Annotated in this window: 10 protein-coding genes; 7 read left to right on the top strand and 3 right to left on the bottom strand. The window is 70.2% G+C overall.

All coding sequences use genetic code 11. The features are described from left to right. The first annotated feature begins 6 nt into the window (after nucleotides 1-6). The 7 genes from ACZ7GJ_RS06500 (at nucleotide 7) to ACZ7GJ_RS06470 (ending at nucleotide 10,730) form a co-directional block, all read left to right on the top strand. Complete coding sequence (locus ACZ7GJ_RS06500) at nucleotides 7-1,305, top strand: cytochrome P450 (RefSeq protein WP_470750031.1); 1,299 nt, start codon at nucleotides 7-9, stop codon at nucleotides 1,303-1,305. 314 nt (nucleotides 1,306-1,619) lie between these two features. Further along, on the top strand, nucleotides 1,620-2,963 hold the full coding sequence (locus tag ACZ7GJ_RS06495; protein ID WP_470750030.1) for an ABC transporter substrate-binding protein: 1,344 nt from the start codon (nucleotides 1,620-1,622) through the stop codon (nucleotides 2,961-2,963). Between the two features lie 29 nt (nucleotides 2,964-2,992). Next, nucleotides 2,993-3,379, top strand: coding sequence for a hypothetical protein (locus ACZ7GJ_RS06490; protein ID WP_470750029.1), 387 nt, complete (start codon nucleotides 2,993-2,995; stop codon nucleotides 3,377-3,379). A 113-nt stretch (nucleotides 3,380-3,492) separates the two neighbouring features. Continuing rightward, nucleotides 3,493-6,360, top strand: coding sequence for a peroxidase family protein (locus ACZ7GJ_RS06485; RefSeq protein ID WP_470750028.1), 2,868 nt, complete (start codon nucleotides 3,493-3,495; stop codon nucleotides 6,358-6,360). 13 nt (nucleotides 6,361-6,373) lie between these two features. Then, entirely contained in the window at nucleotides 6,374-7,747 is a 1,374-nt protein-coding gene (locus ACZ7GJ_RS06480) for a hypothetical protein (RefSeq protein WP_470750027.1), read from the top strand. Between the two features lie 9 nt (nucleotides 7,748-7,756). Then, nucleotides 7,757-9,490, top strand: a complete 1,734-nt coding sequence (locus tag ACZ7GJ_RS06475) for a thiamine pyrophosphate-binding protein (RefSeq protein ID WP_470750026.1) — start codon at nucleotides 7,757-7,759, stop codon at nucleotides 9,488-9,490. Nucleotides 9,491-9,500: 10 nt separating this feature from the next. Next, entirely contained in the window at nucleotides 9,501-10,730 is a 1,230-nt protein-coding gene (locus ACZ7GJ_RS06470; protein WP_470750025.1) for a benzoate/H(+) symporter BenE family transporter, read from the top strand. Between the two features lie 5 nt (nucleotides 10,731-10,735). Here the strand turns inward: ACZ7GJ_RS06470 and ACZ7GJ_RS06465 are convergent, their stop codons facing one another. From ACZ7GJ_RS06465 to ACZ7GJ_RS06455, 3 genes are read right to left on the bottom strand one after another with little or no spacing between them, the layout of a single operon-like run. Next, nucleotides 10,736-11,095 carry a non-heme iron oxygenase ferredoxin subunit gene (locus ACZ7GJ_RS06465; RefSeq protein ID WP_470750024.1) on the bottom strand — a complete coding sequence of 120 codons (360 nt, stop codon included), beginning with the start codon at nucleotides 11,093-11,095 and terminating at the stop codon, nucleotides 10,736-10,738. 20 nt (nucleotides 11,096-11,115) lie between these two features. Next, nucleotides 11,116-11,700: a hypothetical protein gene (locus tag ACZ7GJ_RS06460; protein ID WP_365923398.1), complete on the bottom strand. Its 585-nt coding sequence runs from the start codon at nucleotides 11,698-11,700 to the stop codon at nucleotides 11,116-11,118. Continuing rightward, complete coding sequence (locus ACZ7GJ_RS06455) at nucleotides 11,697-12,710, bottom strand: aminotransferase class IV (RefSeq protein ID WP_470750023.1); 1,014 nt, start codon at nucleotides 12,708-12,710, stop codon at nucleotides 11,697-11,699. Before ACZ7GJ_RS06455 ends, ACZ7GJ_RS06460 begins: the two co-directional genes overlap by 4 nt. Between the last annotated feature and the right edge of the window lie 2 nt (nucleotides 12,711-12,712).

Raw genomic sequence — 12,712 nt, 5'->3', positions numbered from 1 at the left:
CCTGTCATGAGGAACCTGCACCCTGACGGGTTCGACCCGTACGCCCCGGGCGTCGTGGAAGACCCGTATCCCTCCTACCGGGAACTCCGCGAGGACAGCCCCGTCCACTTCAGCCCGCGGACCGGGCTGTTCTTCCTGTCCCGGTACGAGGACATCGCCACCCTGGGACGGGACCGGACGAAGCTGATCCGGGGCAGGGCGCTGGCGGGCGGGTTCGAGCAGTTCGAGGGCACCGCGCTGTACCGGATGCTCGGGTCCAGTGTGTTCGTCGTGGACGACCCCGACCACGGCCGGCTCAAGCGTCTGATCGTGCGCACCTTCACCCGCGGGCGCGTCGAGCAGATGGTCCCGCGTATCGAGGAGCTCTGCGCGGAGCTGCTGGACCGGGCGGAGCTGGACCCCGAAGGTGGCGTGCTCGACCTCGTCCCTGCCGTGGGCCGTCCCCTGCCGTTCCTCGTCATCTGCGAGTTCCTCGGCATCGCCCCGCAGGACCGCTCCCCGTTCCTCGCATGGACCCACAAGGTGCTGCCGCTCGGCGGGCCCTCCCCCACCGACGCGGAGAAGATGCTCGCGATCGACGGGAGCGGGGCGTTCGACGGCTACTTCACCGCCCTGATCGGTGAGCGCCGCAGCCTGCTGAGGCGCGGCCGGCCGCTGCCGCCCGGGCTGATCAGCGACCTCGTGCGGATCGCCGAGGAGGACGGCGAGCGGCTCACCGAGGACGAACTGCTCTCCCTCGCCTTCACCTTGCTGGTGGCCGGATTCGAGAACGTCACCGATCTGATCTCCAACGCCATGCGGGCGCTGTGCGAGAACCCCGGCCAGCAGGAGGAGTTGCGGGCCGAGCCCGGGCTGCTGGACAACCTCGCCGACGAGACCCTGCGCTACTACAGCACCACCCAGTACAGCCTGCGCGAGGCGGCGCAGGACATCGTGCTGCACGGGGTCCGGATCCCGGCCGGCTCGCGGGTGGCCCTGCTGCGGGGCGCCGCGAACCGGGACCACCGGCAGTTCGACGCCCCGGACCGGTTCGATCTGCGACGCCCGAACAGCGCCACCAACCTGGGCTTCGGGGAGGGTGCCACGCTCTGCACGGGCGCGGCGCTGGCCCGCCTGGAGGTGCGCATCGTCTTCCGCGAGCTGCTCGCCCGCTGCGGCACCTTCGCCCTGGACCGCCTCCAGACCGGCCCCGCCAGGTTGTCCTGGGGGCCTCGCGTACTGTCCGCGGCCTACGGTCCCCGGGGCTCGGCGGAGTGCGCCGGCCCTGGCCGAAAAACGGTTTCCCGGAATTTTCCCGGACGCTGAACCGGCCGACGGGTACGGCGCGTTCCTTCTGCTGTGACTGGAGGTGCCGTCGGACCGTGTGTCGGGGAGGGCGGCTCTTCCGGAAGGCCCGCGCTGTCCATTCCCCTGAGCTGCGCGGGCCGCAGGGTTCCGTGCCGGCTCCTGCCCCCCCGTGGGCGTCGGCGCGGAACGGGTCCCGGTGCCGTCCATCCCCCTGAGCGGCGCCGGGACCTCCTGGAACCCGGGGCCGGTAGTGTTGCGTTCCCTGACGAGGCCGGGGTGCTTCCCCCTCGCAGGATCAGTACGTCTCACAGCCTGCAGGAGAAACATCCCCCATGCGCGGAAACCGGCCGTTCGGTCAAGTCCTCACCGCAACGGCGGCCATAGCCGCGCTCGCGCTGACCAGTGCCTGCACCGGTCAGAGCGGTACGTCCGGCCAGGACGCCCGCGCCGGGGGGACCACCATCGAGTTCTGGCACGGCTGGAACGCGCCGCACGAGCTCAAGGCGATCCAGGAGAACATCGCCCGGTTCGAGAAGGCCCACCCGGACATCAAGGTCAAGGTCACTGGCGGCATGTCGGACGACAAGCTGAACCAGGCCCTGCGCGTCGGCGGCGACAGGGCGCCGGACGTCGTGTCCTCCTTCTCGACCGACAACGTGGGCAGGTTCTGCGCGTCGGGAGTCCTCGCCGACCTCGATCCGTTCTTCGAGAAGGCCGGCCTGGACAAGGCAAAAACGATTCCTCAGAACCTGCTGCAGTACACCCAGTACCAGGGCAACCAGTGCACGCTGCCGCTGCTGACCGACGCGTACGGCCTGTACTACAACAAGGACGCCTTCAAGGCGGCCGGCATCAGCGAGCCGCCGAAGACCTGGAGCCAGTTCGCCGAGGTCGCGCAGAAGCTGACCGCGGTGAAGGACGACGGCTACGAGCGGCTGGGCTTCATGCCCACCTTCCACGGGTACGAGACGACCCCGATGCACTATGCCGCCCAGTGGGGGCCGGTGAAGTACTTCGACGGCGAGGGGAAGTCGGCCATCGCCCAGGAGCCGGCCTTCGCGCAGATGTACACCTTCCAGAAGCAGCTCGTCGACCGCCTCGGCGGCTTCCAGCGCCTGGAGAAGTACCGGTCCTCCTTCGGTGACGAATGGGGACCCGACCACCCCTTCCACAAGGGCCAGGTGGCGATGCAGGTGGACGGCGAGTGGCGGCTGGCGGCGGCCAGGGACGCCGGCGCGCAGTTCGAGATCGGCACCGCGCCGCTGCCGGTCCCCGACGACCGGATCGACGAGCACGGCAAGGGCTACGTGGGCGGTACCGTCATCGGCCTCGCGGCGAGCAGCCGGCACCAGCAGGCCGCGTGGGAGCTGGTGCGGTACATGACCACGGACACCGAGGCCGTGGTGTCGCTCGCCAACGCCCTGCACAACGTGCCGTCGACCTTCGAGGCGCAGAACTCGCCCGCCCTGGACCCCGACCCCGCGTTCCGCACGTTCCTGGACATCTCCCGCCACCCGAAGTCCGGCACGGTCGAGGCGCAGCCGGACGGCGGCCAGTACCAGCTCACGCTCCAGGACTTCGGGTACGCGCACGAGAAGGGCGACGTGGCCGACCTCCAGGCGGGCCTGCGCAAGACCGCCGGGCAGATCGACACGGACATCGCGAAGACGAAGTAGCACGGCCGTGCGGGGATGATACTCATCCCATGCTGGTTCGATGTCTGAAGATCATCCACCCTGACGCCGACGTCCCCGTCGCGGAGTTCGACGGGATCCGGGTGGGCGGTGTGTACGCGGTCGTGGAGATGGTCGCCCACGACATCGACTGCCAGATCCGCGTGCTCGGCCCGGACGCACCCGACCCCGGGCTGCTCTGGGATCCCGCCGACTTCGAGACCGTGGACACCCGCATACCGCCGGGCTGGACGATGTCCATCGCCGACGGCCACACCCGGCTCGTGGACGCCCGCTGGCAGCGCCCCGGGTTCTGGAGCGACTACCACCGGGGCGAGGCGCGGGCCCTGGCCGACTACGACGAGGTGAAGCGCGAGCGCCTCGCGGCCGCGCAGGCGGCGCACCGGCCACAGCACTGACCGCGCGGTGGGGGCCGTTCGCCCGTCTGCCCCGCTCCGCACGACACCGCCCCGGCCGTGGGGCAGCCTCGTACGGAGTGCACGGAAACCCCCACCTTCGCGAAGAGGCTCGCATGGACGAGGTCGAGCGGTACGAGCGATACGTCGGCGGCAGCCCGGAGGCGGAACGGCTGCTCTTCGAGCGACTCGCAAGGGACCTCCTGCGGGTGCAGCTCAAGGTGAAGAAGCGCAGTGGCTCCCCCGCCCTGGCGCGGACCTTCCATGCCAAGGCGGTCCTCGGCGTCGAGAACGCCCGTCTGACGTTCCACGACGACCTCCCCGAGGCCCTGCGGGCGGGTTTCGCCCAGCCCGGAGCCGCGTACCCGGTCACGGTCCGGCTGTCGAACGCGAGCGGTGTGCGCCAGCCCGACTCCGCGCCCGATCTGCGCGGGGCGGCACTGCGGGTGGACGTCGGCAACCAGGAGACCCACGACCTGCTGATGACCAGCTTCCCGGTCTCGCACGCCCGCGACGCGCGTGAGTTCGTCGCCTTCGCGAAGGCCATGGCGGGTGCCGACTCGCGGCTCGGCAAGGGGTTCGCCCTGTTCGTCAAGCTGCCCCTGGCGGTCGGATGGCCCACCGCCACCCGCATGCGGCACAACGTCGTCGCCGGAACCGGCCGCGCGGTGTCCAGCCTGGCGCTGGAGACGTACTGGAGCCGCGGCGCGATCCTGTGGGGCGACGCCGGACCGGTGCGCTTCTTGCTGCGGCCCGCCGCGGGCGCCGCCCCGGCCCGGGCTGTTTCGCCCACCGATCCCGATCGCCTGCGGCGCGAGCTCTCGCAGCGGCTGCGCGAGGCGGACGTCGTCTTCGAGCTCTGCGTGCAGCGCTACGTGGACGACCGGCGCACCTCCGTCGAGGACGGCGCGGCCGAGTGGCGGGAGGAGGACGCGCCCGTCGTGCCGGTGGCCACGCTGACCGTCCCCGCCCAGGACATCCACACCGCCGAAGCGCGCGCCTGCGCGGCACGGATCGACCTGCTGGCGTTCAACCCGTGGCACACCACGGACGGCTTCCGCCCCCTGGGCAACCTCAACCGTGCCCGCAAGCTCGCCTACGAGGCGAGCAGCGCCCACCGCCTGGGCCACCGCTTCGTGACCGTCGAGCCGCGGCGCAACGTCCTGCTCGGGGCGCCGCTGCGGGCCGCCTTCCGCACCGTGAACCGCGTCGTCCCGTGGCACCGGCTGCCCACCCCCCTCGGTCTGCTCAACCTGATGGCCTTCAGGCAGACCCTGCGCCGGCACAACCTCATCGACACCGACCTCCACGAGGCTCCGCCCAAGGCCGAGAAGGTGAGCGCCCCGCCCGACGAGGACATGCTGGTCAGGCGCAGCTACAACGGCACCGACAACGACCTGTCGGCGCCGCTGATGGGCGCCGTCGGCGCGACCTTCGGCCGCACCATGGCGCCCGTGTACCGCCCGGACCGGTTCGACACGCCCAACCCGGTGACCGTCAGCAGGGAACTGCTCCAGCGTGACGCGTTCATCCCCGCGACCTCGCTGAACATCATCGCCGCCGCGTGGATCCAGTTCCAGGTGCACGACTGGGTCCAGCACAAGAGGCTTCCGGTCACCGCCAAGAGCGTCGAGGTGCCGATGCCGCCCGGTGAAACCTGGCGGAACACCCCGGGCGGACCGCAGGAGAAGGTGATGCGCTTCGGCGCGGACGAGCCGGTGGCCGCGCCCGGCGGCGAGGGGTCGCCGATCCTGTTCGCCAGCAGCGTCTCGCACTGGTGGGACGGCTCGGAGGTCTACGGGGGCGACGTCTCCGTCGCGATGTCGCTCCGCGAGGCCAATGGCGGCGCCGGGCTCCGGCTGGAGGAAGGTCACCTGCCGACCGGCGCGGACGGAGTCCCCCGTACCGGGTTCACCGACAGCTGGTGGTTCGGCCTCAGCGCCATGCACACGCTCTTCGCCCGTGAGCACAACGCCGTGTGCGAGGCCCTGCGCCGCGAGTACCCGCACATGGGCGAGGACCGGGTCTACCACACGGCCCGCCTGGTCGTCTCCGCCCTCATCGCGAAGATCCACACGGTCGAGTGGACCCCCGCGATCCTCGCCACCAAGACGCTCGACATCGGCATGAAGACCAACTGGCAGGGGCCGCCGAAGAACTGGCTGGACCAGCTGGGCATCTGGCTGCTGGAGGCGAACGGCCGCCAGGGCATCCCCAAGACCCTGCCCGACCACCACGGCGCCCCGTACTCCCTCACGGAGGAGTTCGTCACCGTCTACCGGATGCACCCCCTGATCCCTGACGACTACGAGCTCGTCGACCACCGCTTCGGCCGCCGGATCGACACCGTGGGCTTCAAGGACGTCCAGGGCGCCGCCGCGGAGCCGTTCATCCGCAAGACCGGCCTGGTGAACACCCTGTACTCGCTGGGCATCGCCCACCCGGGCGCGATCACCCTGCACAACTTCCCGCGTGCGTTGCAGGCCTTCGAACGGGACGGCGAGGTGATCGACCTCTCCGTGGTCGACCTGGTGCGCACCCGGCGCCGCGGCGTCCCGCGCTACAACGACTTCCGCGCGGGCCTGCACAAGCCTCGGATCCGGCGCTTCGAGGACCTCTCCTCCGATCCGGATACGGTCGCGCGGCTGCGGGACGTGTACCGCTCGGTGGACGACATCGACACGGTGGTGGGGCTGTTCGCCGAGAACCCGCCCTCGGGGTTCGGCTTCAGCGACACGGCCTTCCGCGTCTTCATCCTGATGGCGAGCAGGCGGTTGCAGAGCGACCGCTTCCTGACGGTCGACTTCCGTCCGGAGGTCTACACGCCCCTGGGCATGGACTGGATCGAACGCAACGGCATGACGAGCGTCATCCTGCGGCACTGCCCCGAGCTGGCGGGCATCCTGCCGCGCGGAGCGAGCGCGTTCGCGCCCTGGCGCGCGGTCCAGCCCGTCCGGAACAACAACGGCGCCGGCCGCGGCTGAGCGGGGGAAGGCCATGTCCGCATCCGACGACGCAGTCCACCCCGGCCTGGAGGACCTTCTCTCCCGTCCGCTGTGGGAGACGGTCTTCAGACGGCGCACCCACCGCGTCAGCAGGGGCGCCTCGGTGCCCGCCGGGTCGATGAGCCACCGGTCCGCGAACCGGCCGGAGCCGCTGAGCGAGCTCGAAGAGGCGGTGCTCATCGCCCTCACGGGCTCATCGGGGCTCACCATGCCCGACCGGCCCTTCGACGACCCGCGCGATCACAAGCCCATCATGGCCAAGCCGAACCTGAACATGACGGGGCGGACCGCGGGCAGTCCCGACAACGCGCAGGCCACCCACTTCTTCATGATCAACGACAGTGGCACGTACTACCTGCGCAAGCTGCCCCCTTCCCAGGACCACTCCTTCGGTCCCGACACGCTGATCGAGCGTGCGCGCCAGTCGAAGGTGCGGGTGCTGGAGCACCGTCTGGACGTCGCCGAGGGGATGCGCGACTTCCCCGCGTACCTCGACTCCAACCGCTTCCTGTCCAACCTCCCGGGCACCACGCTCTTCCTGCCGGTGGTCGACCTCTCCCACCAGTACATCAACGCCCTGATGTACCTGCTGACCCAGCCCGAGGGGGCCCGGCCCACGGTCGTCGACGACCGCAGCTTCTACCGCCCGGCCGGGGTGCGGAAGTGGATGAAGAACGGCTTCCTCAACCCCGACATCAAACTGCCTCTCGGTGCGCTGGGGCCGATGCGCACCCAGGTCGAAGCCGACCTGCTGCTGCAGAACATGATGCTGGTCGCGGACGCCATGGGGCTCGGTGCCTGGATCCACGCGACGATCAGCCCCCAGATCATGCTGGGCGACCCGAAGTTCTCCCGCACCTACGGCCGCATGCTGGGCTTCGACTTCGTCACGCCGAAGTTCCGCCCCGCCGACATCCTGCGCTGGCAGGTGCCGCTGCCGAAGTACTCCGCGCTGCGCGCGCACCCGGTGGGGCTGCGGGCCGGCGGTGAACACCTCATCAAGGCCGCCTGCCCTCCCAACTACCCGTCGATGGGCGACGCCGTCGACTCGGTCATCCGCTCCAAGTTCGGGGAGGGCGGCATCTATACGGACAAGGATCTTTTCACCCGGATCTACAAGGACGACTACGCGGCGCGCTACCTCGCCGAGGCCAGTGAGTACGACCGGCAGGTGATCGACTGCGCGCGGGACATCTGCGTGTACATCCACGAGACGCACGGGCGGTTCCCGGCGCACACCGATGCCATCCACGTGCCCGGGATCTGGCTCCAGGCGCACCACGTGGAAACCGAGTACTACGACCGGTTCTTCCAGAGCGGCCTGACCGAAGCCCACCGTCGGCACGCCTCGCGCTGGGACGGATGAGGGAGACCGATGAGAGTCTACGAGGCAATCGTCAAGGGGCTGGAAGGCATCGGGGTCGGGGCGGCCTTCGGCGGTGCCGGGGAGAACGCGGCGGGGCTGATGCTGGCACTGAAGCATTCGCAGAAGATCCGGCCGATCATCACGCGGCACGAGCAGGCGGCGTCCTTCATGGCGTGCGGCTACGCCATGTACACCAACCGGCTGGGCTTCTGCTTCGCGACGGCCGGGCCGGGCGCGTTCAACCTGTTCTCGGGGCTGGCCGTGGCCATGTCCGACTCGTATCCGGTGCTGGCCGTGTCGGGTTACGCGAGCAGGGAGTGGCGCGGATGGGGCTCGCTCAACGAGACCTCGGGGTTGAACCGCACGCCCGATTCCCAGGCCATGTTCGCGGCGACGACCAAGAAGTCCTTCCTGCTCACCGACATCGCCGATACCTGCGACGTCTTGGAGGAGGCGGTCAACACCGCCTTCGAGGGAAGGCCCGGGCCCGTGCACATCCACGTGCCCGAGGACCTGACGCACCGCGGCGTCGAGGTCACGAACTTCCGGCCGCTGAAGCTCGATGTGAAGCCGGTCCTGCCGGACCCGGCACGGGTGGCGGAGATCGCGGCCGTACTGGCCGACGCCCTGGCCCGGGGGAAGCGGATCGTGGCGCTCGTCGGCTTCGGTGCGGTGCGCAGCGGGGCGGGCCCGGAGATCCAGCGGCTGATCGAGCGGTTCCAGATCCCGCTGCTCACCACCCTGGACGGCAAGGGCATCGTGTCCGAGGGCCATCCGCTGGCGGTCGGGGTCTTCGCCGACAGCGGCCACTCCAGTGCCTGGAAGGCCTTCCGCGAGGCCGACGTCGTGCTGTGCATCGGCAACTCCCTCAATCAGCACGCGACGTTCAACTACCGCGAGGACCTGTTCGAGAACAAGCTGCTGATCCATGTGAACATCTCCGAGGGCGAGTTCCGCAAGGCCTACCGGCCCGACCACGCCCTCCTGTCCGACGCGCGTCCCGCGGTGGCCGCGCTGACCGAGGCGCTGGAGCGGACGGTCGGCGAGGTGCCGGCGGTCGAGGTCGACGGCAGGGACTACGAGGCCCGGAAGATCGTCCACCTGACGGGAAAGATCCACCCCGGGGAGCTCGCGCAGTCGATCGGGCGCATGCTGCCGCCCCGGGGTGTCCTGCTCGCGGACGCGGGCGCCCACCTGGCATGGCTCGGGTACTACGTGGAGCTCGAAGAGGGGCAGAACTTCCGCAAGGCGGGCTCCTTCGGGCCCATGGCCGGACACGTGAACGGGGCCATCGGCCTCAAGGTCGCCCACCCGGACCGGACCGTCGTCGTCGGCTGCGGCGACGGGTGCTACTCGCTGTCCGGGTTCGAGCTGATGACCGCCGTGGAGCACGAGATCCCCGTCATCTGGGTGATCTTCAACGACGGGCAGTTCAAGCTGATCAAACTCTTCCAGCTCGTCACCTACGCCGAGTCCGCCCTCGTCGAGTTCCAGAACCCGGACTTCGCCGCGTACGCGCGCGCCTGCGGCGCGGACGGCTACCAGGTGGAGACCCTCGACGAGTTCGAGGAGGCGTTCCGCGCGGCACTGGCCTCCGGCCGTCCCACGATCATCGACGCCAGGATCACCCGCTGGGCCGTGCCGCACTACAGCCCCTCGCCCGACGGCGTGATCGACGGTCTCGTCGAGACCCTCGAAGCGCGCTTCCGGGGTGATCGCCCGGAGAGCGACCAACCTGGGTAGTGTTCCGCGGGTGGAACGAGGACAGCCTGTCGTCACCGGGGTCGCGATCGCCTTCATCGGCTACACGAGCACCTTCGCGGCGGTCCTGACGGGTTTGCGCGCGGTGGGTGCCACCCCGGCCCAAGCGACCTCGGGCCTGGTCGCACTCTGCCTCTCGCTCGGGCTCGGCACGCTGTGGCTGAGCCGGCGCTGTCGGATGCCGGTCACCCTGGCCTGGTCGACGCCGGGCGCCGCCGTGCTGGCGAGCGCGGGCCAGGTGGCCGGCGGCTGGCCGGCTGCGGTGGGCGGGTTCCTGATCGCGGGCGGCCTGGTGGTCCTCACCGGCCTGTGGCCGCGCCTCGGCGCCCTGGTGGCGGCGATCCCGGCGCCGATCGCCCAGGCGATGCTCGCCGGTGTTCTCCTGGAGATCTGCCTGGTCCCGGTCAAGGCTCTCGGCTCCCACCCCTGGGAGGTCGCGCCGATCCTCATCACCTGGCTCATCACGATCGTGACCGCTCCGCGGTGGGCGATCCCGGCCGCCTTCGGGGCGACGGTGCTGGTCGTCGGCGTGCTCGCCGCCCGTGGCGACGGCCTGCACGGGCCGTGGCTGCCGGAACTGGCCCTGACGGCGCCGCAGCCGACATGGTCCGCGGTCGCCGGAATCGCCCTCCCGCTGTACGTCGTGACGATGGCCGCGCAGAACGTGCCCGGGGTCGCGATCATGAGTTCCTTCGGCTACCGGGTCCCGTGGCGCGCGGCCATGGGCGCCACCGGACTCGGCAGTGTGCTCGCCGCGCCGTTCGGCGGGCATGCCGTCAACCTCGCCGCGATCAGTGCGGCCCTGCCCGCCTCGCCGGAGGCGCACCCGGACCCCGGACGGCGGTGGATCTCGTCCCAGGCCTTCGGTGTCACGTACCTGGGGATCGCCGCGGGGACCACGGCGCTCACCAGTTTCCTGGCCGTGGCCCCGCCGGGGGTGGTCGGCACCGTGGCCGGTCTGGGTCTGCTCGGGACGCTCAGTCATGCGCTGACCGCCGCGATCGCCGGATCCGGCGGCTCCCTCCCGCCGGCGGACCGGACGGCGGCGACCGTAACCTTCGTGGTCGCCGCGTCCGGCACGACTCTGGCGGGGGTCAGCTCGGCCTTCTGGGCGTTGGCCGCCGGACTCCTGATCCGGCTGGCGTTCACGGCGACGCCGTGGGGCTCCGAAACGGCGCCCGCCGCGGAGGAGTCGGCCCGACCGCCGAGCTGCCCCACCTGACCCCGTTACGAACGTGACCTGACGCCCGGAGGCAGGTTCGGGGCCTCCCGCGACAGCGTCACCCAGACCTCCCCGCCGACGACCTCGGCCGCGTGCACCCGTACGGGCAGCTCCGCGGGCGAGGCGTCCACCGCTCCGGTGCGCAGATCGAACCGGGACATGTGCAGCGGGCACTCCACGACGCAGTCGTCGACCCAGCCGTCGGACAGGGCCGCGTCCTGATGGGTGCAGCTGTCGTCGAGCACGTGTACCGCGCCGTCCTCCGTGAGGAAGACCGCGAGGGGCGGTGACACGGAGGTGACCCGGTGGCCCTTCTCCGTGGACAGGTCGGACAGCTCACAGACTTTGATCGGCTCGGCGGCCATTTCCCCTCCTCTTCCTCTCCTCAGAGCTCGATCGAGTGGTTCTGGTACTGGACCTTGTCGCGGTAGGTCTTGTGCAGAAGCGGGTTGTCCGGAACGACCGTCAGATTGACCGTGCCGGAGACCACGATTCCGCATTCGCGCAGTCCGCCGGCCTTCTCGGGGTTGTTGGACATCAGCCTGACCGAGCCCACCTTGAAGAACTTGAGGATCTCGGCCGCCCGGTCGAAAGACCGTGCGTCCCGTTTGAATCCCAGTTGCGCGTAGGCCTCGGTCTGCGCGACGCCCTCGCCCCTGAGCCGGGCCGTGAGCAGTTCGGCCATGCGGCCGTTTCCCTTGCCGTCCTGGTCCATCCAGATGACGAGGCCGGCGCCGTCCTGCTCGATCTTCTCCTGCGCCATGGCCATCTGTTCCCGGCAGTCGCATTCGATGCCGTTGAACACGTGCGCGGTCGTGCAGTGCGAATGGACCCGGCAGAGGACGTCCTCCCCGCCCTGGATCCCGCCCTTGACGATCGCGATCGATTCGCTCTGGCCGTCGTAGAAGAGGTACTCGGTGAAATCGCCGAACCGCGTGTGCAGCGGGCCCTGCGCCAGGAGAACAATCACTTCGATCCAATCCGTCGAGAAAGATCGCCGCGATGAGAACGCGACATGATCGCCGAATACGAGTCGTCCGCTTCCGTGAACCGTTCCGTCACCACGGAGTACTGCTCCTCCATACGGCTCCAGGCGCTCGGCACCTTCCCGTCGAGCGCGTGGTCGACGGGGCCCAGCCGCAGGCGCTCCACCCTGCGGATGCCCAGCGCGGTGGAGGTCGTGAACATGCTCAGCTCCTGCCCCCGCGCGAGCGCGTCGGAGACCTCCGACATGCCGATGTCCCGTTCCACCACGCGCTCCCCCGTCCCGGCCAGCAGGTCCAGGACGGTCCTGCGCGTGACGCCGGGCAGGATCGAGCCGAGCCTCGGAGTGACGATCCGGCCGTCGAGGCACAGGAAGACGTTCATGGTGGTGCATTCCTGAAGGCGGCCGTCGCCGTCGAGCCACAGGATCGTGTCGCAGCCCGCCGCGTGCGCGCCGCGCATCGCCAGTGCGGCGCTGGTGTAGTTGCCGGCGGTCTTGACTCCGGCGAACATCGGAACCGTCCGCGGCATGCTCTCCTCGACGAGGACGCTGAGGCCTTCCAGGACGGGGTCGAACCTCTTCACGAGGACCACGAAGACGTACTTGCGGCTCTGCTGCGGCATGACGTCGCCGCCCGCCGCGAAGACGACGGGCCTGATGTACAGACGCGTCGCGCTGCCGTCCCAATTGGCCCGCACCGCCCGTTCGACGGCGTCGATGAACACCTCGTACGCCGGGCAGGGCAGCCCCAGCGCCGTGCACGAGACCCGCAGCCTCGCGTGGTGGTCGAGCGCCCTGAAGACGAGGAGGGCCCGATCCGCGACGTAGGCGCGCATCCCCTCGAAGACCGAGAACCCGAACTGGATCCCGTCCGCGCCGAATTCGACGAGGCCCCCCGCGTCGTTGGCCGTCAGCACGGGCGGCTCGTACTCCTCGCCCCCGCACCGGGACACCGCGACCGAGGGCAGCCAGGGGTGGCCGTTCTCCCACGCCATGC

The organism is Streptomyces sp. NPDC037242 (assembly GCF_055604165.1).
The sequence above is the reverse complement of the archived record's forward strand: the minus strand, read 5'-3'. Positions and strand labels throughout refer to the sequence as shown.